The sequence below is a fragment of the Streptomyces sp. NPDC049040 genome (genome assembly GCF_043197715.1).
Lineage (GTDB): Bacteria > Actinomycetota > Actinomycetes > Streptomycetales > Streptomycetaceae > Actinacidiphila.
Window position 1 is genome coordinate 248,234 of record NZ_JBICTO010000003.1, and the last position, 23,851, is coordinate 272,084.

Below are 23,851 nucleotides of genomic sequence, written 5' to 3' on the forward strand. Positions count from 1 at the left end.
GCCGCACGCCGGCGGGAGGCAGTCAGCCGAGCAGGCTCCGCTCGACCGCGGGGCCGAACTCGCACCAGACGGCCTTGCCGTCGCCCCTCGGCTCGACCCCCCACGCATTGGACAGGGCGTCGATCATCAGCAGCCCGCGGCCCGAGGTCGCGGCCTCGCCAGGGCTGCGCCGGCGCGGCCACACGCTGGAGCGGTCCTGGACGGTCAGCCGTACCCGGCGGACCGGCTCCGGCAGCACCTCCAAGGTCAGCACCGCGCCGCCCTCCGTGTGCAGCAGCACGTTCACCAGCAGCTCGCCCGCCGCGACCTCGACGTCGTCGGCCAGCTCCGTCAGCTGCCACGCGTCGAGCGCCTGGCGCAGCGCCAGACGGGCGTCGGCCAGACCCTCGGGGTCGGCCTGGTGGACGTAGGAGTGCATCCTGGGCGCCCACGAGGTGCCGGGGTCGGGGTCACGGCGCAGGATCAGCAGGGCCACGTCGTCCTGCGAGCCCCAGCGCTGCCACAGGTTGTCCGCCAGGTGGTCGGCCAGCGCCTCCACCTCCTCGGGACCGTCCCGCACCGCCTCGGCCAGGGCCTCCATGCCGATGGTGATGTCGAGACCGTGCTCCTCGACCAGCCCGTCGGTGCAGAACACCAGGGTCTCGCCCGGCACCAGGTCGAGCCGGGTCTCAGGGAACTGGTGCATGTTCAGGGCGGTGGCCAGGCCGAGCGGCAGCCCGCCGCGCACGTGCGGCCAGCCGGTGCGGCCGTCGGTGTGCCGCACCAGCGGACCGAGGTGGCCGGCCCTGGCGGCGCGCACCGCGCCGTTGGCCAGGTCGAGTTCGGCGTAGGCGCAGGTCGCGAAGCGCTCGGTGTCCAACTCGGCGAGGAAGCGGGAGGCCCTGGCCAGCACGGTCGACGGGGGGTGGCCCTCGGCGGCGTAGGCCCGCAGGGCGATCCGCAGCTGGCCCATGACCGCGGCCGCGTGGGTGTCGTGGCCCTGCACGTCGCCGACGACCACGCCCACCCGGTTCTGCGGCAGCGCCACCACGTCGTACCAGTCGCCGCCGACCTCCCGGCCGCTGGAGGCGACGTGGTAGCGGACCGCGACTCCCGCGCCGTGGAAGCGGGGTATGTCGCGAGGCAGCATCGCGGCCTGCAGGCCGGTGGCGAACTCCCGCTCCCGGTCGAAGAGCGTCGCCCGCTGGAGGGACTGCGCCACGATCGCGGCAAGGGCGGCGCACAGCTCCCGGTGCGCGAGGGTGAGGGAGTCGCCCGAGGCGAAGAACAGCGCCAGGCCGCCGATGGAGCGGCCCTGCGCGACCAGCGGCAGGAAGGCGGCGGCTTCGAGGTCCATGCTCGCGACGTGCTGCTGGGCGGCGGGAAAGCGCTCCTGCACCTCCTCGAAGGACTCGACGAAGATCGGCTGCTGCGTCATCACGGCCTCGTCCAGCGGCAGCGACCCGTCGAGGCGGAGCGGCGGCAGCGGCAGGCCCTCGGCGGGCATGCCGCTCGCCGCGACGAAGCGCAGGTCGCCGTCCTCGACCAGCCCGAGGATCAGGGCGTCGGCGCCGAACCGCTCGAGGCCGCCCGCGCCGGTCAGCACCGCGGTGACGTCGTCGACGGTCACCGCCCGCGACAGCGCCTCCGTGGTGAGCCGGACGATCGGCGACAGGCTCTGCCGCTCATCCGGCGGCCGCCTGGTGGGCACCTCTGGCGCCTGCGTCAGCTCGTCCGTGGCGTCCCTGACGATGCCGACGATGCGGTAGGCGTTGCCGCGGTGGTCGCGCAGGATCGTGCCCTGGGTGTGCGTCCACTGCTTGACGCCGTCCCTGCGGGTGATCTGGAAGTAGCCGCCGTAGCTGCGGTGCCCCGCCTGGAAAGCCCTTCTGAGGGCGTAGTCCAGCCGGGCGCCCTCCTCGGGCGAGACGCGCAGCACCAGTGACTCGGGGCGGGAGTCGAATTCGTCGGGCCGCAGGTCGAACACCGCGAGGCCGGCCTCGTCGAGTTCGAAGGTGCCCATGTCGAGGTCCCAGTCGAAGCTGCCCATCCCGTTCAGGGCCAGCCTCTCCCCCGGGCCGATCTCCGTCTCCGGAGGCCGTCCCAGCGTCGGGACTGCGCCGACCCGAGGATCGTAACCACTGCGGACCGGACGCTTACGCATTGCCATGCACTCGCTCCGGGGGGTCGGATCCGCGGTCATCGGGGCGCTTCCGCGGGGTGGACCATCGGGATCACTGCGACTGGGATCACTACGGCACGTTTCATGCCCATCAAGGCCATTATGCACTTCGATGGCGGTGGTCCGCGTCGGGCGAATACCGCCGTCAGCGGCGGGCCGTACGGCGGCGGTGCACCACGACCAGGCCGGTCACGCCGACCAGCGCGGCGACCGCCACCGCCTTGACGGAGCCGGGGCCGGTCACTCCGCCGCCCAGCCCGGTGCGCACCGCGCCCGGCGCGGCGGCGTCGCGGTCCGCGATGGCCACCGGGACGGTGCCCAGTGCCGCGTCGCAACCGAAGGTGACGTCATAGCGGGCCCCCGGCACCGCGTACCGGCCGACGGTGACCGCGGCGCTCTGGCCGGGCCCGCGGCCCGTGCCGAGCGCGACGGTGCCGAACAGGCCGGGGGCCGAGACGGTCGCGGGACCCGCGCAGCCGGTCGCGCGCAGGACGACGGTGTCGCCCGGCGCGGCGGTGGCCGGAGTGGCGGTGAAGCCGGGGCCGTCGGCCGCGACGGCGGCCCGGGCGGCCGCCGGGGCCGCCACGAGGGCGGCCGAGGCGAGGGCGGCGGCGGATATCAGCCCGGCGCGCATACGGCACTCCCGTGCCGGGGGCGGTCCCGTGACCGCTCCAACGGCGCGGCCGGCACTCTCCCGGTATCCAACCGCGCGGCCGGGCGCACCGCCCGCCGGAGGCCACCGGGCGACCCGCCGCTGTCCGGCGCACGTGTGCCCGACTCCCGCCGGTGCGGCCCGCGTTGACGACAGCGCGTCCCGCGGGGGCGGCGGGGCCGATCGGGGGGCCGGGGCGGTCGCGGGCCCCGTGCGGCGGGCCGCTCACGCGGTGCCCGGCGGGCGGGTGGGGGTCAGGACGGCGAAGGCGACCAGGCCGGGTGGTGCGGTCAGCCACGCCGGCGGGTCGACGGCGGGGAAGCGGTCGACCAGGGCGTCGAAGACACGGTAGGCGCTTGCCGGGTCACGTGCGGTGACCACCACGTGCACCAGGCCAGGTTCCTGCAGGCGTTCCCAGTCGTACGGCACTGTCGGTTCCTTCCGCCGCGGATCGGTTGCCGGGAGGGACCCCGGAGGGCGGGGCCCAGTTGCGGGCCGGGGTGCCTTTCACCCCCACGGGAGCGCGCGCGGAGCGCGCACGGGGGCGTGCGGGGCATGGCCGTGCGGGGTTCGGGTACACGTGGGGGCGAACAGTCCGCGATCTTCCCCGGAGTGTGCGATGACCAGCCCGTACCCTGACCCGTTCCCTCCCGTACCACCACCGGACGAGCCGGTGCCGGGACCCGACCCGGTCCCGTCCCCTGAGCCGCATCCGGTCCCGGGGCCGGCTCCGACACCGCTCCCGACCCCGCCGTCCCCTGTCCCCCCGTCCCCCGAGCCCACACCGGCACCCGCACCCCCGCCGATCGACCGCACGGCGGCGCCCGCGTAGGAGGTGCCTCCTGCCGCCGCCGACCCTCTCCCCGGCGCCGGGCCGGGCAGGCCGCCGCTGTCGCCCCCGAAGGGGCGCCATCGGAGTGGTCCTGCCGTGCCCGGCGCCTCGGGTCGCGCGCCGAGGGCCCCGCGCCCCCGCGGGCGCCCCGGGGAGTGCGGGCGGGCGCGCTCCCCGACAGGGGTCCGATATCGTGCCGCGCAGGCATGCGTGGGGGTGGGGGGTCCGTGAAGCGGATGGATGGCCGCGGGGCGGCCGGGGAGTTCGCGGTCATCGTGCGGCGCCCGGTGGCGCGGGGTGGCATGGAGCCGCCTGACGTCATCGATGTGCCCTTGCCCGGTGCCCGCAGGCCCTGGCGGGAGCGCCCGCTGCTGCTGTGCTCGCTGGCCGTCGCCGGGGTGAGCCTGGCCGCGGTCATCGGATGGCAGCTGTGGCCGCAGTCGCATCACGCGCCGCTCGCGGAGAAGCTCGGCGCTGCGCCCGTCGCGCCCCGCCTGGGGGCGCCGGCGGCCACCGGCCCGTCTGCCCCGGCACCGCGCAGGATCAAGACCGCCGACCCGTCGCCCCCGCGCAGGACCCCCCCCGAGGTCCCGGCGGCGGGCCCGCGGGTACTGCTGGCGGGCAGCCGCGGCCCCGACGTCACCGAACTCCAGCGGCTGCTGTTCGACCAGGGCTTCATCCACGTCTCGCAGACCGGCGTGTTCGACGCGGCGACGGTCCGCGGTGTCCGGCAATTGCAGAGCGACCGCGGACTGATCTGCGACCCCCCGGGCGTGTACGGAATTTGCACTCGCGCCGCTCTCACCTCATGAGTTTTCCCGCTCGCATGCTTTTCCGATTACTCCCCCGTACGGGAAAGATTCGAAAATACGCCCGGCCATTCATCATTCAGGTCGATAATCTGCATGCGCCGCGAACATGACAGGCGCAAACATCGCAGGTGAGAGCCCTGCTCGCTCGAACACTCCTGGGTGTACGGCACAGCCTTTCCGATCCCCTCCGCAGAATGGTCACAACTCCTCCGCGAGGTGCCCCACGATGGTGCCCGGAAAAACGGCCGGAAGAGAGCCGTTGCGAATGGCAGCACACCGATGGGGAAGTCGGCGGCTGCCGGGGGAGGAAATTCATGGGCAGAGCATTGCGTGCCGCAGCCGTCGCGTCCGCGGCGGCATTGGTGGCACTCGCGGTCTCGCCGTCGGTGGCGCAGTCCGCGGCGCCACCGCGGGTCGACCTCAGGGTGCTGGTGGTGGACGACGGCGGTCCCGCGACAGCGGCGATCATCTCGGAGCTGGACGGGGCGGGCACTCCGTACACGACCGTGAATCTCGCCGCCGCCGGCCGGCCGGTGATCACTCCCGCCTTCCTGAGCGACACCGTGTCGGGGCGGCCGCGTGCCAAGTACCAGTCGGTGGTGCTGCCGAACGACAACCCGTTCGGCGCGGGCTCCGCGGAGATGGCCGCGCTGGCGGCCTACGAGACGACGTTCGGTATCCGGCAGGTCGACGCGTACACCTACGCACAGCCCTCGGTCGGGCTGAACTACGCGCAGACCGGCGGCTACATCGGCCAGCTCGACGGCATGCAGGGGCAGGTGACCGCGCAAGGCGCGGCAGGTGACTTCGGGTACCTCAAGGGCGCGGTGCCCTTCGAGGACAACGACCAGTACCAGTCGGAGAGCTACGGCTACCTGGCGACGCCGCTGGCCGCGCAGGCGGCGGGTGCCGCCTTCACCCCGCTGGTGGACGCCCCCATCCCGGGCAGCGCGGAACGCGGGGTGCTGGTCGGGCAGTACACGCACGACGGTCGCAGCGAGCTGGTCATCCCCTTCGTCTACAACCAGTACCAGCAGCAGTTCAGGCTGCTGGCCCGCGGCATCGTGGAGTGGATGACCCAGGGCATCCACCTGGGCGCCGACCGCAACTACTTCGAGGTGCAGGTCGACGACGTCTTCCTGGCGGACGACCGGTGGAATCCCGGCCTGAACTGCACCCCGGGCGACGTGGACTGCCCCATCGGCACCGGCGAGGACACCGACCCGATCCGGATGACCGCGGCGGACGCGGCCTACGCCACGCAGTGGTCCAAGGCGCACGGCTTCACCCTCGACTTCGTCTTCAACGGCGGCGGCAGCGAGGACTGGAAGGCCGACCACGACACGACGACCGACCCGCTGGTGGACCAGCTGGTCGCCGACAAGAACACCTACCGCTGGGTCAACCACACCTACCTGCACCCCTTCCTCGGCTGCGTGCAGGACGTCAGCGTGGTGCCGTGGCGCTGCGAGACCACCGCGAGCGGCGCCACGTCGTGGGTGAGCAAGGCCGACATCACCGCGGCGGTGAAGGACAACCGCACCTGGGCCGCCTCGCACGGACTGTCCCTGAACAACCAGGAACTGGTCACCGGCGAGCACTCCGGGCTCAAGGTGCTGCCGCAGCAGCCCGCGGACAACCCCAACCTCGCCACCGCACTGAACGGGCTCGGCGTGAAGTACCTCGCGAGCGACAACTCCCGTGAGCCCGACCAGCGCCAGGTCGGCCCGGCAGTGACCGTGCCGCGCTTCCCGATGAACGTCTTCTACAACGCGGGCACGGCACAGGAGGAGACCGACGAGTACAACTGGATCTACACCAACCTCGCGCAGGGCGGCAGCGGCGCCTGCGCGACCTCGGGCAACTCCACCTGCCTGATCGCCCCGTTGGACCCCGCCACCGGCTACGCCTCGTACATCGTGCCGCTGGAGGCCAGGATCGACCTCGGCCACGTGCTGGGCAACAACCCGCGTCCGCACTTCATCCACCAGTCCAACCTGGCCGAGGACCGGATCGCGTACCCGGTGCTGGAGCGCGTGCTGGGCGACTACGCGGCGCTCTTCGCGGCGAACACGCCGACGGAGAACCTGCGGACCGCGGACATCGCCACCGAGTTGCAGCGCAGGGCAGCGTGGAGCTCGGCGTGGAAGGGCGGCAAGGTCACCGCCTACCGCATCGGCGACACGGTCACCGTCAGCGCGCCGAGCGGTGTGCAGGTGGACGCGACCGTGCCCGCCGGCACCCGGCAGGCCCAGCTGCTGGGCTCGACGGCCTTCGGCACCGCCTACGCGGGCCGGCTGTCCGGCTGGACGCAGCCGGGCTTGCTGCAGGGCGCGGTCACGCTGACGCTGCCGGCCGCCGCGGTCCCCGCGGCACTGTCGGCCGCCCCGCACAGCCCGGTCAAGGTCGCCGCCCCGGTCGGCAAGCTGCCGGTGCCCAAGGGCGTCGCGAAGGCCGTGCCCGCCGGGCCCGGCGACCGCAACCGGCGCTGAGGCCCCGGGCCCGCAGGGCCCGTCCGGCGGAAACGCACACGTGCGGGTGGGGCGGTCATGGCCCCGCCCGCACGGCCGGGCGCGCGCCCACACCCGATCCGACCGATCCGTCCAGGGGGGACACCGCTTCATGCACGCAGTCTTCGGCGAACCGCCGTCACCCGTCGCGCAGGTGACGCTGCTGACCGAGGGAACGTATCCGCACAGCCCCGGCGGGGTGAGCGTCTGGTGCGACCAGCTGGTTCGCGCCCTGCCCGATGTCGGCTTCCGGATCACGGCCGTCACCGCGACCGGGCTCGAAGAGCCGGTGTGGGACCTGCCCGCGCATGTCACGGCACTGGAGTCGATCCCGATGTGGGGCGCCACACCCCAGGGAAGGGAGCCGCGCGGCCGGGACCGCAGGGCCTTCCTCGGCGCGTGGGAGCGGATGCTGACCGCGCTGCTGGCCGAAGGGGACGCCGCGGACGAGATGTTCGGGCCGGCGCTGTACGACCTCGCCGGGTGGGCCGACGCCGGCACGCTGTCGGCGGCGCTGCGCTCCGAGGCGGCCGTACGCACCCTGGCCGGGCTGTGGCGGCGGCCCGGCACGGACGTGGCGGCGGCAGCGCCGACCCAGCACGACGCGCTGACCGGCACCGATCTGCTGGAGCACGCGCTGCGCCCGCTGGCCGCGTCCGCCCCGACCGGCGTCGCACACGCGGTCAGCGGCGGCCTCGCCACCCTGCCGGGACTGCTGGCGCACCACCGCGACGAGGTGCCGCTGCTGCTCACCGAGCACGGCGTCTACCAGCGCGAGCGGTATCTCGGCCACCGCACCGGCCCCTACCGCTGGCCGGTCAAGTCGCTGATGCTGCACTTCTTCCGGCTGCTGTCCCGGGAGGGTTACCGGCACAGCGCGCTGATCACTCCCGGCAACCGCTACAACCGCCGCTGGGAGGAGCACGGCGGCGCCCACGGCGACCGGATCCGCACCGTCTACAACGGGGTCGACCCCGGGGCCTTCCCGCTCGCCGGGCCCGAGCCGGAGGCGCCCACACTGGCCTGGGCGGGGCGTATCGACCCGATCAAGGACCTGGAGACGCTGATCCGCGCGTTCGCGCTGGTCCGCGAGGAGATACCGGCGGCCCGGCTGCGGATCTTCGGCGGCACCCCGCGCGGCGGCGAGGAGTACCGCTCGCGGTGCGAGGCGCTGGCCGTCGCCGTGGGAGCCGGTGACGCCGTCAGCTTCGAGGGCCGGGTGGACGACATCCGCACCGCGTACGCCGCCGGGCAGGTGGTGATGCTCTCCAGCATCAGCGAGGGCTTCCCCTTCACCCTGATCGAGGCGATGTCCTGCGGGCGCTGCACCGTCTCGACGGATGTCGGCGGAGTGCGCGAGGCGGTCGGCGACACCGGTCTCGTCGTCCCGCCGCGCGACCCGGCCGCGATGGCGGTGGCCGCCCTGGCGCTGCTGCGCGACCCCGCCCGGCGGGCGGCGCTCGGCGAGGCCGCACGGCTGCGGGTGATCGACCAGTTCACCCTGCGGCAGACCATCGACGCCTTCCGCGGCATCTACACCGGCCTGTCGCCTGCCGAGCCGCGCACCGCGCAGCAGTACGGCGGTGTGACGTGGATGTCCCGGGTCTGGCGCGAGGACCCCGCGGCGGCGCCCGGACAGCCGCAGGTCGAGCAGCAGGCGGAGGGCACCGCATGAGCGGGCCGCTGCCGCTGGCCGAGAAGACCGGCGAGGACGGGGCGATGGGAGCGGTGGTGCGGTTGCCGCGGGCGCGGCGGACACCGTCGTGGGCGGTCGCCGACCCGGTCGCCGAGCTGGCGGAGCGGCTGGCCGTGCCGTGTGCGAGCGCGGTGCACCCGGACGAGGTCGCCGCGCTGCTGGAGTCCGAGGGCCTGACCGACGAGCAGATCACCGGGCGCTACCGGCACCGTGACCTGTTCTCGCTCGCCGAGGAGCTTTTCGCCCTGGTGCCGCGCGCCTACCCGGAGCCGGAGCCGGCCGCCGACCCGTGGCGGACGGACGTCAGGCGCTGTGTGCTGCGCGGTCTGACCTTCGCGCTGCCGGGCGTCGCCTACGTCGTCGGCGGCCGCTGGGCCGGCGGGCCCGACGGGCCGTTCGGGGTGACCGCGGCGGTCGCGGGCTGGGCGGCGGCCGCGCTGTGCAGCTGGGGCTGGAACCAGGGGCTCGCGCACCGGGCGGCCCTGCTGCTGCTCGCGCAGCGGCCGCGGGCCGCCACCCGCTGCCTGCTCACCGGCGCCGCCGCCGGCACCCTGCTCGCCACCTCCGCGGCCGTCGCCGTGACGGGCCTCGCGCACCCGGCCGCACCGGCCTTCGCGCTCGGCCAGGCGCTCTACATGGCGGCGGCCACCGTCCTGCTGGTCCTCGGCCGCGAGCGCTCGCTGCTGTACGTGCTGGCGCCGCTGACCGTGGCGGCGGTCTGCGGCGCGGGCGGCCTGCCCTCGCCCGCGGTCGCCGCGATCCTCGTCGGGACGGTCGTCGCCGCCATGGCCGCGGCGGTGTCCACCGCCGCCCGCGCCACCTCGCCGCGTACGGCACCGCGCGGCCTCAGCGCACGCCTGAGACGGCGCCCCGCCACCGCAGAAGCTCCGCGACGCCTCACCACGCGGCTCAGGCGCCGCCGCACCACGGCAGCCCCCGCCACCGCAGAAGCTCCGCAACACCTCACCGCACGCCTCAAACGCCGCCGCACCACGGCGGACGGCGCCACCACGCCACCCCGCCGACACCTCACCGCACGCCTCAAGCGCCGCCGCACCACGGCAGACCCCGCCACCGCAGAAGCTCCGCAACGCCTCACCGCGCGCCTCAAACGCCGCCGCACCACGGCACGGGGCGCCACCGCAGACGGCCCGCAACGCCTCATCGCGCGGCTGCGCAGGAGCGGTGTGGCCGCAGAGGGCGGGCCGCCGGTGCCGCTGCACCGGTCGGTGCCGCTCGCGGTGGGGGGGCTGGCCGCCGGGGGTCTTGTGGTGGCCGCGGCGCTGGCCGGGGAGTTCGTCGCGGCGCTCACGGTGAGCATGGGACTCGCCGAGTGGCTGCTCTTCCGCTTCCGCAGCCGCTGCCTCGTGGCGCTGCGCAGGACCGGGGTCGCCGAGCGGCTGTCCGCCAGGTCGTGGCGGGTGCTGCTGCGCTGCCTGTGCGGTTACGCCGCCACGCTCGCGGCGCTGGCCGGCGTCGAGTCCGTTCTGCTGCCGGGGGCGGCGCCCTGGGACGCGCCGCATCTGGGCGTACTGCTCGCGTTGGGCTGCACGCTGTGGCTCGCGCTGCTGCTCCAGTCCTGCGGGCGCCCCTGGACAGCGGCGGGCGTCCTGTCCGCCGCGACCGCGACCGCCGTACCGCTGCTGGCCGCGCACGCCGGCCCGCCCGGCGCCGTCATCGGCCTCACCGGCGCGGGCGCCGCCGCCGTTCTCCTCGCCGCGACGGGCACCGTCACCGCGCAGGTGACCACCCACCGCTGACCACCGCGGGCCCCCGGGCCGCAGACCACCGGCCGACCCGGCCGCCCCTCCCTCCACTGCCTCGGCTTTGTCACTTCACCCTGCTCACAAGGAGATTCTTCCGTGTCCACCGCAACTTCCGTCGCCGTCACCGGCGCCGAGGGCTTCATCGGCTCGCACCTGGTCGAGGCGCTGGTCGCCTCGGGCCGCCGGGTGCGGGCGATGGTGCAGTACAACTCCTTCTCGTCGCACGGCTGGCTCGAACTGCTGCCGTCCGACGTCATGGACTGCGTGGACGTCGTCCTGGGCGACGTCCGCGACCCCGGCTCGGTACGCGACCTGGTCTCGGACTGCGACACCGTCTACCACCTGGCCGCACTGATCGCGATCCCGTACTCCTTCCGCGCGCCCCGCAGTTACGTCGACACCAATGTCAGCGGCACCCTCAACGTCCTCGAAGCGGTGCGGGAGTCGGGCATCGAGCGCCTGGTGCACACCTCGACCAGCGAGACGTACGGCACCGCGCAGACCGTCCCGATCAGCGAGGACCACCCGATCGTCACCCAGTCGCCGTACGCGGCGTCCAAGGCCGGCGGGGACCGGCTCGCCGACAGCTACCACGCCAGCTTCGGCACCCCGGTGGTGACGCTGCGGCCCTTCAACACCTTCGGGCCGCGGCAGTCGATGCGGGCGGTGATCCCGACCGTGATCGGGCAGGTCGCGGCGGGCGAGACCAAGGTGACGCTGGGCGATCTGCGGCCCACCAGGGACTTCACCTACGTCAAGGACACCGCCGCGGCCTTCCTCGCGGTGGGGACCGCGCCTGCCGACCGGGTGGTGGGCAGGACCTTCAACGCCGGTACGGGCGGCGAGATCTCGGTCGGCGACCTGGTGCGGCTGATCGGCACCCTGATGGACACCGACCTCACCGTGCTCGAGGACGCGCAGCGGCTGCGCCCTGCCGCGTCCGAGGTGATGCGGCTGGTGTGCGACGCGACCCGGCTGCGCGAGGCGACCGGCTGGGCGCCGGCCCACCCGCTGGAGGAAGGCCTCGCCCGCACCATCGACTTCTTCCGCGACCCCGCGCACCTCGCGCGCTACAAGACCACCGCCTACAACGTCTGACGCCGTCCGTCGATCACCGTCCGACGGTCTTTCAGGACCTCATACCACCATGTACTCACGACTTCTGGGGGGACCCACCATGCACGCAGTCATCCTCGCGGGCGGCAAAGGCGTACGCCTGCGGCCGTACACCACCGCGCTGCCCAAGCCGCTGGTCCCGATCGGCGACAGCCACGCGATCCTGGAGATCGTGCTCAGACAGCTCGCCACATCCGGCTTCAAGCGCTGCACCATCGCCATCGGGCATCTCGGCAACATCATCCGCGCCTACGTCGGCGACGGCTCGCAGTGGGGGCTCGCCGTCGACTACGTGACGGAGGACAACCCGCTGGGCACGATGGGCCCGTTGCTGACCATGCGCGACCAACTGCCGGAGCACTTCCTGGTGATGAACGGCGATGTGCTCACCGACCTGGACTTCGGTGGGCTGCTGCGCGGCCACACGGGCTCCGGCGCGCCGCTGACGATCGCCACCTACCAGCGCACCGTCAGCATCGACTTCGGGGTGCTGTCCACCGACGAGGGGCAGGTGGTGGGCTTCACCGAGAAGCCGAGCATGGACTACCGGGTGTCGATGGGGGTCTACGGGGTCTCCCGCGGCACCCTCGCCGGGTACACCCCCGGGCTGCCGCTCGGCTTCGACGAGGTGGTGCTGGACCTGCTCGCCGCGAACCACGCCCCGCGGGCCCACGACTTCGACGGCTACTGGCTGGACATCGGCAGGCCCGACGACTACGACCGGGCCAACGCCGAATTCAGCAGCCTGCGCCCGCTGCTGCTCAAGGGGGCGTGAGGGCGGCGTGACCAGGATCCTGTTACTCGGCGGCGGAGGCTTCCTCGGCGCCCCGGTGGCCGCGCGGCTCCGCGCGCTGCCGGGGGCGGCCGTGCTGCACGCGGGACGCGCCGCGCGCGGCCACGGTCCCGACGGCGGCCACGGGACCCGCGGCCGCCCGCTGCCGGACCTGCACGTCGACCTCGGCACGGTGCCGGTGGACGTGCTGGCCGGCGGGCTCGGGGCGCTCGTCCCCGACGTGGTGGTCAACTGCGCGGGGCTCACGGCGGGCCCGGCGAGCGCGCTGGCGTCGGTCAACGCCCGGGGCGCCGCGGTGCTGTGCGAGGCGATGGCCGCGGCGGTGCCCGCGGCCCGGCTGGTGCACCTGGGCTCCGCGGCGGAGTACGGGCCGGCCGTGCCGGGGACGGCGCTCGCCGAGTCGGCCCCGGCGCGGCCAGCCGGGGTCTACGGGGCCACGAAACTGGCGGGCACCCTCGCGGTGGCCGGTTCCCGGCTCGACGCGGTGGTGCTGCGGGTGTTCAACCCGGTCGGAGCCGGCGCCCCCGGATCCGGGCTGCCCGGGCGGCTCGCCGCCGCCTTCCGCGGCGCGCCGCCCGACGGGCGGGTCCGCACCGGCGACCTGGGCGCGTACCGTGACTTCGTGGACGTGACGGACGTGGCGGAGGCGGTCGCGCTGGCCGCCACCGCCGCGGGTCCGCTCCCCCCGGTGCTGAACGTCGGGTCGGGCGCGGCCACCCTGGTCCGCGACCTGGCGGCGGAACTCGCCGGGCTGTGCGGCTTCACCGGGCGGATCGAGGAGTCGGGGGCCGGCTCCGAGCGCTCGGCGGAGGTGTCGTGGATGCGGGCGGACATCTCGCTGACCGCCGCGACGCTCGGCTGGCAGCCGGTCCGTTCCCTGCACGACGCGCTGGCGGCGCTGTCGGACGCCACCGCGCCTGCCACCGGCGGCCCGGCGTGACGCCCGCCGAGCGGCGGGCCGGGTACCGCGGCCGCACGCCGGTGCCGTACGCGTCGCGGCCGCGGTCCCCTTACGCGCCGCGGCCGTTGCCGTGGCGGGCCACGCCGCCCGCCGCGGCCGCGCGTTCGCTCCTCGTCCCGCTGTACATCCATCCCGCCGTCGATCCGGGGGCCTGGCTGGCCCTGGAGCGGGCGGCGCGGCGGCTGTACGGAGTGGTGGTCAACGTGGCGGACGGGCCGGGGTCAGGCGGCAGGCCCGACGGGGTCGTCGTGGCGGCGGCGGAAGGGCTGCGGGCCGCCGGGGTACCGCTGTTCGGCTATGTGGACACCGGCTACGGCACCCGGCCCGTCCAGGAGGTCGACCGCGATGTGCGGCGGCACCGGGAGTGGTTCGGGGTGCGCGGGGTCTTCCTCGACCGGGTCGCGGCGGGCCGCGACCGGCTGCCGTACTACCGGCGGCTGGCCGGCGCGGCCAGGCTCGGCGGTGCGCGGACCGTGGTTCTGAACCCCGGGGTGCACCCCGACCCGGGCTACGCAGCGGTGTGCGACCTGCTGGTGACGTACGAGGGCAGCTGGACGGACTACGCGGCGGCGGATGTTCCCGGCTGGACGGCCGACCATCCCCCTGAGCGCTTCTGCCATCTGGTCTACGGGGTGCCCGGCGACGCGGCCGCGCGGGCGGTGGCGCGGACGGCCGCGGGCCGCGGCGCCGCCGTGCACTGCGCGGTGCCGGGCGGGCCGCCGAACCCGTGGCAGCACGTGCCCGCGGGTCCCGCGTGACCGGCCGCGCCGCCCGGCTGCTCGGGCCCGTCGTCGCGGGCGCGCTGCTGCTCGCGGCGGCGGCCTGCTCCCCGTCCGGCGGCCACGACGACAGCCGGTCCGCGGAGCCGTCCCGGTCGGCGTCCGCGGCCCCGCGGGCGCCGGCATCGGCGCCGCCCCTTCCTCCGCCGGTCTCCCGGCGCCCGTCCCCGCGGACGTCCCCGCCGACGTCCGCGGGGTCACCGGCGCCGGCGCCGGGCGGGCGCTGGCGGCCGCGTCCGGGCCTCGCCTGGCAGTGGCAGCTCAGCGGCACCGTGGACACCACCGTGGACGTGCCCGTCTACGACATCGACGGTTTCGAGAACGGCGCGGGCGTCGTCGCCCGGCTGCACGGCGACGGGCGCAAGGTGGTCTGCTACGTCAACGCCGGTGCGTGGGAGTCCTTCCGTCCGGACGCGGGCGACTTCCCTGCCGCGCTGCTGGGCCGCGGCGACGGCTGGGACGGTGAGCGCTGGCTCGACATCCGCGCGCTCGACCGGCTGCGCCCGCTGATGGCCTCCCGCCTGGACATGTGCCGCGCCAAGGGCTTCGACGCGGTCGAACCCGATCTGCTGGACGGGTACGCCGAGACCACCGGCTTCCCGCTGACGGCAGCCGACCAGCTGGCGTACAACCGCATGATCGCCGGCCTCGCCCACGACCGCGGGCTGGCCGTCGGGCTGAAGAACGACCTCGGGCAGGTGCCGGAGCTGGTGGGCGACTTCGACTTCTCGGTCGACGAGCAGTGCGCGCAGTACGACGAGTGCGGGCGGCTGGCCCCGTTCATCGCGGCGGGCAAGCCGGTCTTCCACGTCGAGTACGAGCTGGAGCCCTCCCGCTTCTGCCCGGCGGCGAAGAAGGCGGGCTTCAGCTCGATGCGCAAGCACCTCTCGCTGGACGCGTGGCGCGACCCCTGCTGACCGGCGGTTCCACGGCCGGGGTCAGACGAACTGCCACAGGTGGTCGGCGGTGCCGTTGTCGTCGTACTGCACGACGTGGGCGCTGTTCGCCGTCGACATCAGATCCACACCCATCACCTTGCCCGAGTTCTTGTTGCGGATGCGGAACCAGCCGTCACCGTTGTCGACCAGCTGCCACAGGTGGTCGGCCGTGCCGTTGTCGTCGAACTGCACCACATGGGCACTGCTCGCCGTCGACATCAGATCCACACCCATCACCTTGCCGGAATTCTGGTTGCGGATGCGGAACCAGCCGTCACCGTTGTCGACCAGCTGCCACAGGTGGTCGGCCGTGCCGTTGTCGTCGAACTGCACCACATGGGCACTGTTCGCCGTCGACATCAGATCCACACCCATCACCTTGCCCGAGTTCTTGTTCCTGATCCTGCGGTAGGGGGCGGGGGCCGACCACTGGTGGCCGGTCGGCGAGGTGGTGGGGAAGGCGGAGATCCGCAGCCGGGCGGTGCCCATCGGGATCAGGGTGACGGTCTGGACGGCGGCGGTGCTGCGGGCAGGCGAGTCCTGGAGCGGGGTGACGACGTGCTGGCTGTCGGCCTGCCATTCGGCGATCCGCCGGGCGGGGGCGGTGATACGCACCGGGTTCCCGCCGTGGCTGAAGGGGTCGGCCGGCAGCGGGCCGCCGGTGCGGCTGAAGGCGGTGGCGCCCGCGTCGAGGGCGAGCCCGTAGTTCCACGCCGAGGTGGTGTGCACGGCGTATTCGGGGAACTGCGAGGTGCCGCCGGTCTGCACGTACGTCTCGCCGATGTCCAGGGAGTAGCTCAGCGGGCCGTGGTCGACGCCGGTGGCCCCGTGGTTGCCCGGCCAGGTCCTGGTCGTGGTGGTCTGCGGCAGGGTGAGGACGACCGAGTCGCCGTTGTTCCAGGTGCGGTTGACGACCGTGAAGGCAGGTCCGGCGGGCGCGCTCACGGCGGCGCCGTTGACGGTCAGGCGGGGCGCGGTGCACCAGCCGGGTATGCGCAGGTAGAGCGGGAAGGCCAGCGGCCCGGGGGTGTTGAGGGTGAGCGTCACGGTGTCGGCGAAGGGGTAGTCGGTGGTCTCGGTGACGGTCACCTGGGTGCCGCCCGCGACCTTCGCGGTCACGGTGCTGGGTGCGTACATGGCGGCGGCCAGGCCGTGGTCGGGGGTGGCGAGCCACAGCTCCTCGGTGAAGTACGGCCAGCCCATGCCGTAGTTGTGCGGGCAGCAGCGGTATTGGTCGACGCCGGGCAGATAGGCCTGCATGGCCCAGTTGTTCTGGAACTGCCCCTGCGTCTTGGCGGTGTTGTCCAGGTCGACGCTGTTGGCGGAGGTGACGTAGTGCACGGCCTTGCCCGACGGGTCGAGGGCGGCGGGCAGCGAGTTGAAGGCCAGGTCCTCGCAGCGGTCGGCCCACACCGGGTCGCCGGTGATCCGGGTCAGCAGCTGGTGGCTGGCCATGAACTCGACGATGCCGCAGGTCTCGAAGCCCTGGCGCGGGTCGCCGAAGCCGGGCCTGGCGTTCTCGTCGCCCGCGAAGCCGCCGCCGGGGAACTGGCCGTAGGCGGTCATCACGGTGGTGTAGTTCTGGTACGCGGCCTGGGTGAGCGCCGTGGACGGGGAGCGCAGCGCGTACTGCGCGGGCTCGCGGAAGCCCTGGGCGATGTTGACGTTGTGCAGGGTCGGCAGGTTGTTCACCCAGTTGGCGCCGCCGGCGTGGATCTTGTCGGCGAGGTCGAGCAGGAAGGCGTCGCCGGTGCGGTTGTAGAGCCAGAAGACGCTGTCCAGGCCGTCGCCCCAGCGGACCGACACCCAGCTCTGGTTGAAGGCACCCGGGCCCTGGGCGTTCATGTAGCGGAAGAAGGCGGTCAGCATCGGCACGATCCTGGTGTCCGCGCTGTACTCCTGCCAGTTGCGCAGCGCCCAGGTCAGCGGCAGGTACGGCCAGAAGTCGGGGCCGCCGCCGAGTGAGGTGCGCAGCGCCGTCGGGCCGAAGAAGCCGTCGGACTTCGCGGTGGCGAGGATGGCGTCGACCCAGCGGCGCACTGCGGCCAGCGCGGTGCTGTCGCGGGTGAGGATCGCCAGGTCGACGTAGCCGCGCAGCCAGTACGGGACTTCCTCCCAGCCGGTCTTCTCCGGGTGGACCCAGCCGCTGTCGTCCATGGCCAGGAAGTGCGAGGTCGAGGCGTACTGGCCGCACAGCCCGGCGAGTTGCTGGCGGAGCCGGCCGTCGAGCCAGCCGCGGGCGGTGACCGCGCCGGGCGGCAGCCGGAGGAAGGCGGTGGGGGCGAGGGGGGCGGCGTTGGGGCTGTAGAGACCGCCGGGGGCGGGAGTGACCCGGGACGAGGCACGGCCCGGTGTCCCGTCCCCGGCGGCGGCTTGGGCGGGCGCGGACGGCAGCAGCGGGAGCGCGGCGCCCGCGGTGATCGCGGTGGCGACGAACTGTCGGCGGTTCAGGGGCATGGGGGGTGGCCTCCTGGCGGTTCGTATTCTTCCAACGTTGGAAAGATCGATGCCACCCGGCATGACAGCATGCCCCGGCTGTCATGTCCATAGCTCACACAGAAGTCGTCACAAGTCCCACCCGCATCGGCAAGCAGCGGGCGACGGCAGGGAATGGCAGGTTTTCGAAACTCTCGACAGACTTCTTGTCGCCACCCGAGGGCGCGTATATAACGTTGTAAAGCCGCATCAGGGAACACCTGTTCCCGCCTCCCCGCGTGCTGCCCCGGACCACTCGTACGACCGGCGGACCCACCTCCGCCGAGACCAAGGAGTGTCGTGAGCATGAAGAAGCACAGAACCCGCGCCCTGGCCGCCGCCTGCCTGCTGCTCGCCACAGCGGGCCTCGCCGCCACGGGCTGCTCCAAGTCCGAGGGCGACGACAAGGCGGCCACGCCCAGCGGATCGTCACAGGACGCCGCCCAGCAACAGGTCACGGAATCGGCCACCGCCGCGGCCGACGGCTGCACCCTGACGTCCCACGGCGCGCAGAAGCTGGACCTGAAGAACGCCGTCGTCGGCTTCTCGCAGTCCGAGAAGGAGGACAACCCCTTCCGGATCGCCGAGACCAAGTCCATCAAGGACGAGGCGGCCAAGCTCGGGGTGAAGAAACTGCTCACCACCGACGCGCAGTCCCAACTGCCCAAGCAGATCAGCGACATCCAGGACATGCTCACCCAGGGCGCGCAGCTGCTCATCGTGGCGCCGCTCAACTCCGACGGGCTGGAGCCCGCACTCCAGGCAGCGGCGGCCAAGCACGTGCCGGTGATCACCATCGACCGGAAGATCAACGCCACCTCCTGCAAGGACTACGTCACCTTCCTCGGCTCGGACTTCGTCAAGCAGGGCCAGCGCGCCGCGGACGCCATGATCAAGGCGACCGGCGGCAAGGGCCAGGTGGCGATCCTGCTCGGCTCCTCGGGCAACAACGTCACCACCGACCGCACCAAGGGCTTCCTCGACGAGATCGCCGCCAAGGCGCCAGGGCTCAAGGTGGTCGCCCAGCAGACCGGTGAGTTCACCCGGGACAAGGGCCAGCAGGTCATGGAGCAGCTGATCCAGTCCAAGCCCGGCATCACCGCCGTCTACGCGGAGAACGACGAGATGGGCCTCGGCGCGGTCACCGCGCTCAAGAGCGCCGGCAAGAACCCCGGCAAGGACGTGAAGATCGTCTCGGTGGACGGCACCCGCAACGCCGTACAGGCCATCGTCGCCGGCCAGTACAACGCGGTGATCGAGTCCAACCCGCGCTTCGGGCCGCTGGCCTTCGCCACCGCGCAGAAGTTCTACGGCGGCGAGGCGATACCGGAGAACGTGATCATCTCCGACCGCGCCTACGACGAGAGCAACGCCAAGGACTCGGTGGCCGGGGCCTTCTGAGCCGACCCGCACCCTGACACCCGGAAGGCCAGGCCACCGACATGGCACCACCAGAAGCCGCAGCGGCGCAGTCCGCCCCGCCAGGTCCCGACGACCCGCGGGACGCCGCCGCCCCGCCGACCCCAGTGCTGGAGGCGGTCGGCGTCGGCAAGCGCTTCCCCGGCGTGGTGGCGCTCGACGATGTCTCGTTCACCCTGCGCGCGGGTGAGACCCACGCGCTCGTCGGGGAGAACGGGGCGGGCAAGTCGACGCTGATCAAGATCCTCACCGGCGTCCACCGGCCCGACGAGGGCGAGTTGCGGCTCGGCGGCGAACCTGTCTCCTTCCACCGCCCGCACGAGGCGCAGCAGGCCGGCATCTCCACCATCTACCAGGAGGTGAACCTGGTCCCGCTGATGAGCGTGGCCCGCAACATCTTCCTGGGGCGGGAGCCGAAAACCAGGCTGGGCCTGGTGGACTTCCGCCGGATGCACCGGGAGACCGCGGAGCTGCTGGGCGGCTTCGGCATCACCACCGACCCGCGCCGCCCGCTGCACACCCTGGGCGTCGGCACCCAGCAGATGGTGGCGCTGGCCCGGGCGGTCTCGGTACGCGCCCGGGTCGTGGTGATGGACGAGCCCACCTCGTCGCTCGAACCCCGTGAGGTCGAGACGCTGTTCCGGGTGATCGGCGAGCTGCACGACCGCGGCATCTCGCTGGTCTACGTCAGCCACCGGATGGACGAGCTGTACCGGATCTGCGACCGGGTCACCGTGCTGCGCGACGGGCGCCTGGTCCACACCGGCGACCTCGCGGACACCGACCGGGTACGGCTGGTCTCGATGATGCTCGGCAGGGAACTGGCCCGCGTCCGCAAGGAGGGCGCCACCAGCTTCGGCGGCGGCAGGACGGCAGGCGCTGAACCCGTGCTCACCGCGACCGGGCTGAGCCGCCGGCACCTGCTCGACGGCATCGGGCTCGACCTGCGGCCGGGTGAGGTGCTGGGCCTTGGCGGGCTGCTCGGGTCGGGCCGCAGCGAGACGGCGAAGGCGCTCGCGGGCGCGCTGCCGCTGGACGCCGGCGAGATCTCGGTCGGCGGCCGGCGGCTGCGGCGGATCAGCTCGGCCGCCGCGATCAGGGCCGGCATCAGCCTGCTGCCGGAGGACCGCAAGGCCGAGGGCATCGTGCCCGGCCTCTCGGTGCGGGAGAACATCGTGCTGGCCGCACTCCCCCGGCTGTCCCGTTTCGGCTTCGTCTCCCGGCGCAGGCAGGACCGGGTGGTGGACGTCTTCATGAAGCGGCTGCGGATCAAGGCGGCGAGCCCGGAGCAGAAGGTCGGCGAGCTGTCCGGCGGCAATCAGCAAAAGGTGCTGCTGGCCCGCTGGCTGTGCCTGGAGCCGCGGGTGCTGCTGCTCGACGAGCCCACCCGGGGCATCGACGTCGGCGCCAAGGCCGAGGTCCAGACACTGATCGACGAGCTGGCCGCCGAGGGCCTTGCGGTGCTGCTGATCTCCTCCGAGCTCGAGGAGCTGGTGGAGGGCGCCGACCGCATCGTGGTGCTGCGGGCCGGCGCCGTCGCGGGCGAGCTGACCGGCGACGAGGTCTCCGAGGGCGCGCTGCTGACCGTACTGGCCGAGACCGCGCCGGACCCCGCAGAACCGACGGAAGGCCCGGCGGTCGAACCGGCGGAAGGCCCGGCGGTCGAACCGGCGGAGGGATCGCCGGACGGCACCCCGGATGGATCGCCGAGTGCCGTGGACGAGGCCGCCCGGGCGAAGGACCCGGCGGCGGGCCAGGCACCGGACCAGGCCGCGGACCGGCCGTCGGCGCAGGCGCCCGGCCCGCGCAAGGAGGAGGACCCCCGATGACGTCGTTCGCGCTCCCCCGCGGCCTGGACCGGCCGCGGATCGCCGACGCGCTCCAGCGCTACGGCGTCTACGCGGCCGTACTGGCGCTGCTGGCCTTCAACGGCCTGTTCACCGACCACTTCCTGACCGCGGACAACCTGCGCACCCAGCTGGTCCAGGTCTCCCCCGTCGTGATCGTCGCGCTCGGCATGGCCCTGGTGATCGGCACCGAGGGGGTCGACCTGTCGGTGGGCTCCACCATGGCACTGTCCGGCGCGCTGCTGCCGCTCTACCTCGGCTACGGCATCGTGCCCGCACTGCTGGTGGCGCTGCTCGCCGGAGTGGTGGTCGGGCTGGTCAACGGCTCGCTGGTGTCGCTCGTCGGGCTCCAGCCGATCGTCGCCACGCTCGCGCTGTTCGTCGGCGGCCGGGGCCTGGCCCTGGTGATCGCCGACGGGCAGCTCAAGCAGATCGAGAACACCGACCTGCTGAGCCTTGGCACCGACAGCGTCCTGGGCATCCCGGTCGTCGTGCTGATCGCCGGTGTGCTCGCCGCACTCGTCGCCGGGCTGGTCCAGCGCACGGCCTTCGGCCGCCAGCTGGTGGCCGTCGGCGGCAACAGGAAGGCCGCCGCGCTGGCCGGGCTGCCGGTCCGGCGGGTGCTGATCGGGGTCTACGTGATCTGCGGGGTGCTCGCCGCGCTCGCGGGCGTGCTCGCCACCGCACGGCTGACCGCGAGCGACCCGTCCTCGCTCGGCAACCTGATGGAGCTGTCCGCGATCACCGCCGTCGTGGTCGGCGGCACCCCGCTGACCGGCGGCTCGGTCCGGGTGCTCGGCACCGTCTTCGGCGCCCTGCTGATGCAGCTGCTGCACGCCACCCTGGTCACCCACGACCTGCACGACTCCACCGCCCAGATGGTCCAGGCGGGCATCATCCTCGTCGCCGTCTACGTCGCCCGGGAGCGCAGAGCCCGATGAAGTCCCTCGTGAACCCCGCCCTGCCCGCGCCCGCGGGCCCGCCGCCCACCGTGGTCGCGGAACCGCGCCCGAGCGGGCGGCAGCGCGCCGCGGAACTGCTCCAGCGCCAGGGCGTGCTGGCCGTCCTCGTCCTGCTCTGCGTGATCTCCTCCTTCCTCTTCTCGTCCTTCGCGACCCTGGACAACACCCGCGGCATCACCATCCAGGCGTCCTTCCTCTCGGTCGTCGCGCTCGGCATGACCCTGGTGATCGTCACCGGCGGCATCGACCTGTCCGTCGGCTCGGTCTTCGCGCTCGGCGGGGTGGTCGCCGCCTGGGCGTCGCAGTACGGCTTCCTGCCGGCGCTGCTGCTGCCGCTCGTGGTGTGCGGGGCGATCGGCGCGATCAACGGGCTGCTGGTCGCCAAGGCCGGCATGGCGCCCTTCATCGTGACGCTCGCCTCGCTGCTCGGCGCCCGCGGGCTGCTGCTCGCGCTGACCCACGAGGGCGCCAAGACGTATCTGGTGCCGCGTGGTTCTGCCTTCCAGAAACTCGGCGGCGGCTCGGTGTGGGGCTTCGGCTACCCGGTGCTGATCGCGCTCGCGCTGTTCGGCGTCGGCGGGCTCGTGCTCCAGCGCACCTCCTTCGGCCAGGCGCTGTTCGCGGTCGGCGGCAGCGGGGACGCGGCGCTGCTGATGGGCCTGCCGGTGGCGCGTACCAAGGTGCTGGTCTACACGCTCAGCGGGCTGCTCGCCGGGTTCGCCGGGGCGCTGAACGCGGCCAGGCTGTCGTCCGGGGTGACCATCATCGGCGTCGGCATGGAGCTGGACGCCATCTCCGCGGTGGTCATCGGCGGCACGCTGCTGGTGGGCGGGGCGGGCTCGGTGTCCGGCACGCTGTGGGGAGTGCTGCTGCTCGGCGTCATCCAGAACCTGATCAACCAGATCGGCTCGCTCAACTCCTCCTACCAGTCGGTGGTCAGCGGCGGCTTCCTGATCGTGGTCGTGGTCGCCCAGCGGTATCTGTCGGCGGCCAGACGCGGCACCTGACGGACACCGGCCGCGCACCCGTACCGGATACGGGACCGGCACACTGAGGCCGGAACCGCCGTGCCTCCGCAGGACGGCCGAGGGAAGGAACTCCGTGGGCGCCAGCCTCAAGGACGTCGCGCAGCTGGCAGGCGTGTCCGTCAAGACCGTGTCGAACGTCGTGAACAACTACCCGCACGTGACCCCCGCGATGCGGGAGCGCGTACAGCGGGCCATCGACGAGCTCGGCTACCGGCCGAACCTGACCGCCCGCCATCTGCGCAAGGGCAGGACCGGCATCATCGCGCTCGCCGTGCCCGAACTGGGCAACCCCTACTTCGCGGAGCTGGCGGGCGCCGTCATCGACGCCGCCGCGCGGCACGACTACACGGTGCTGCTCGACCACACCGCGGGCCTGCGGGAGAAGGAGGTGCTGGTCTCGCAGGGCTTCAGGGCGCACGTCATCGACGGCCTGATCCTCAGCCCGATCGAGCTGGAGGCCGCCGACCTGCTCGGCCGCCCGGGCGACGCCCCGCTGGTGCTGCTCGGCGAGCGGGAGTACGACGCGCCCTACGACCACATCGCCATCGACAACGTGGCCGCGGCGCGTACCGCGGTACGCCACCTGACCGGGCTCGGCCGGCAGCGGATCGCCTTCCTCGGCGCGCGCAGGGAGATGGCGAGGCAGCCCGCCCACCTGCGGCTGCGCGGCTGGCGCGAGGAGCTGACCGCCGCAGGGCTCCCGCACGACGAGACGCTGGTGGCGGCGACCGACGGCTACGGCCGCTGGGACGGCGCCGCGGCGATGAACGCACTGCTCGACCGCGGCGCGCGGCCGGACGCGGTCTTCGCGTACAACGACCTGATGGCGCTGGGTGCGATGCGGGCGCTGGTCGAACGGGGGCTGCGGGTGCCCCAGGACGTTTCCGTGGTCGGGTTCGACGACGTCGAGGAGGGCCGCTTCTCGACGATCGCGCTGACCACCGTCTCGCCCGACAAGCAGGCCATCGCCCGGCTGGCGGTCGAGCGCGTGGTGGCCAGGCTGGCCGGCGCCCCGCAGCTGCAGCCCGAGCGGATACGCCCCGGCTACACGCTGGTCGCACGGGAGTCCACCGCCGCACGCGCCGGCTGAACCCGCGGGCGAAC

18 protein-coding genes are annotated in these 23,851 nt (G+C 73.5%); 14 read left to right on the plus strand and 4 right to left on the minus strand.

The window, feature by feature from the left end:
- Nucleotides 1-22 precede the first annotated feature (22 nt).
- From ACGFMP_RS10330 to ACGFMP_RS10340, 3 genes are all read right to left on the minus strand, one after another.
- Nucleotides 23-2,029 (minus strand): SpoIIE family protein phosphatase, encoded by a 2,007-nt coding sequence (locus ACGFMP_RS10330; protein WP_393671616.1) that lies wholly within the window; start codon nt 2,027-2,029, stop codon nt 23-25.
- Nucleotides 2,030-2,306: 277 nt separating this feature from the next.
- Entirely contained in the window at nt 2,307-2,795 is a 489-nt protein-coding gene (locus tag ACGFMP_RS10335; protein WP_393671617.1) for a hypothetical protein, read from the minus strand.
- A 243-nt stretch (nt 2,796-3,038) separates the two neighbouring features.
- A complete protein-coding gene (locus ACGFMP_RS10340; RefSeq protein WP_393671618.1) occupies nt 3,039-3,242 on the minus strand; it encodes a hypothetical protein in 204 nt (67 codons plus the stop codon).
- Between the two features lie 639 nt (nt 3,243-3,881).
- On the opposite strand from ACGFMP_RS10340, the gene ACGFMP_RS10345 reads away from it, so the two are divergent.
- The 9 genes from ACGFMP_RS10345 to ACGFMP_RS10385 all read left to right on the plus strand — a co-directional run bounded on the left by ACGFMP_RS10345 (nt 3,882) and on the right by ACGFMP_RS10385 (nt 14,995).
- Nucleotides 3,882-4,457 (plus strand): peptidoglycan-binding protein, encoded by a 576-nt coding sequence (locus tag ACGFMP_RS10345; protein WP_393672133.1) that lies wholly within the window; start codon nt 3,882-3,884, stop codon nt 4,455-4,457.
- A 314-nt stretch (nt 4,458-4,771) separates the two neighbouring features.
- Complete coding sequence (locus tag ACGFMP_RS10350) at nt 4,772-6,949, plus strand: hypothetical protein (RefSeq protein ID WP_393671619.1); 2,178 nt, start codon at nt 4,772-4,774, stop codon at nt 6,947-6,949.
- Nucleotides 6,950-7,079: 130 nt separating this feature from the next.
- Nucleotides 7,080-8,642 (plus strand): GT4 family glycosyltransferase PelF, encoded by a 1,563-nt coding sequence (pelF, locus tag ACGFMP_RS10355; protein ID WP_393671620.1) that lies wholly within the window; start codon nt 7,080-7,082, stop codon nt 8,640-8,642.
- Entirely contained in the window at nt 8,639-10,423 is a 1,785-nt protein-coding gene (locus ACGFMP_RS10360; protein ID WP_393671621.1) for a hypothetical protein, read from the plus strand. Before pelF ends, ACGFMP_RS10360 begins: the two co-directional genes overlap by 4 nt.
- A gap of 102 nt (nt 10,424-10,525) precedes the next feature.
- Complete coding sequence (locus ACGFMP_RS10365; protein WP_393671622.1) at nt 10,526-11,527, plus strand: SDR family NAD(P)-dependent oxidoreductase; 1,002 nt, start codon at nt 10,526-10,528, stop codon at nt 11,525-11,527.
- 79 nt (nt 11,528-11,606) lie between these two features.
- Nucleotides 11,607-12,320 carry a sugar phosphate nucleotidyltransferase gene (locus ACGFMP_RS10370; protein WP_393671623.1) on the plus strand — a complete coding sequence of 238 codons (714 nt, stop codon included), beginning with the start codon at nt 11,607-11,609 and terminating at the stop codon, nt 12,318-12,320.
- Nucleotides 12,321-12,327: 7 nt separating this feature from the next.
- Nucleotides 12,328-13,278 (plus strand): NAD-dependent epimerase/dehydratase family protein, encoded by a 951-nt coding sequence (locus ACGFMP_RS10375; RefSeq protein WP_393671624.1) that lies wholly within the window; start codon nt 12,328-12,330, stop codon nt 13,276-13,278.
- A gap of 86 nt (nt 13,279-13,364) precedes the next feature.
- Complete coding sequence (locus ACGFMP_RS10380; RefSeq protein ID WP_393672135.1) at nt 13,365-14,057, plus strand: spherulation-specific family 4 protein; 693 nt, start codon at nt 13,365-13,367, stop codon at nt 14,055-14,057.
- Nucleotides 14,054-14,995 carry an endo alpha-1,4 polygalactosaminidase gene (locus ACGFMP_RS10385; protein WP_393671626.1) on the plus strand — a complete coding sequence of 314 codons (942 nt, stop codon included), beginning with the start codon at nt 14,054-14,056 and terminating at the stop codon, nt 14,993-14,995. The genes ACGFMP_RS10380 and ACGFMP_RS10385 overlap by 4 nt, the downstream gene beginning before the upstream one ends.
- Nucleotides 14,996-15,016: 21 nt before the next feature.
- Here the strand turns inward: ACGFMP_RS10385 and ACGFMP_RS10390 are convergent, their stop codons facing one another.
- A complete protein-coding gene (locus ACGFMP_RS10390; RefSeq protein ID WP_393671627.1) occupies nt 15,017-17,473 on the minus strand; it encodes an RICIN domain-containing protein in 2,457 nt (818 codons plus the stop codon).
- Nucleotides 17,474-17,797: 324 nt separating this feature from the next.
- Between ACGFMP_RS10390 and ACGFMP_RS10395 the strand changes: the two genes are divergently transcribed.
- The 5 genes from ACGFMP_RS10395 (at nt 17,798) to ACGFMP_RS10415 (ending at nt 23,837) form a co-directional block, all read left to right on the plus strand.
- Nucleotides 17,798-18,892 carry an ABC transporter substrate-binding protein gene (locus ACGFMP_RS10395; protein WP_393671629.1) on the plus strand — a complete coding sequence of 365 codons (1,095 nt, stop codon included), beginning with the start codon at nt 17,798-17,800 and terminating at the stop codon, nt 18,890-18,892.
- A gap of 41 nt (nt 18,893-18,933) precedes the next feature.
- Nucleotides 18,934-20,739, plus strand: coding sequence for an ATP-binding cassette domain-containing protein (locus tag ACGFMP_RS10400; RefSeq protein ID WP_393671631.1), 1,806 nt, complete (start codon nt 18,934-18,936; stop codon nt 20,737-20,739).
- Nucleotides 20,736-21,698, plus strand: a complete 963-nt coding sequence (locus tag ACGFMP_RS10405) for an ABC transporter permease (RefSeq protein ID WP_393671632.1) — start codon at nt 20,736-20,738, stop codon at nt 21,696-21,698. The genes ACGFMP_RS10400 and ACGFMP_RS10405 overlap by 4 nt, the downstream gene beginning before the upstream one ends.
- The gene (locus ACGFMP_RS10410; RefSeq protein WP_393671634.1) at nt 21,695-22,726 is read left to right on the plus strand and encodes an ABC transporter permease; all 1,032 of its coding nucleotides are present in this window, start codon (nt 21,695-21,697) and stop codon (nt 22,724-22,726) included. Before ACGFMP_RS10405 ends, ACGFMP_RS10410 begins: the two co-directional genes overlap by 4 nt.
- A 94-nt stretch (nt 22,727-22,820) precedes the next feature.
- Nucleotides 22,821-23,837 (plus strand): LacI family DNA-binding transcriptional regulator, encoded by a 1,017-nt coding sequence (locus ACGFMP_RS10415; RefSeq protein ID WP_393671636.1) that lies wholly within the window; start codon nt 22,821-22,823, stop codon nt 23,835-23,837.
- The last annotated feature ends 14 nt before the right edge of the window (nt 23,838-23,851 follow it).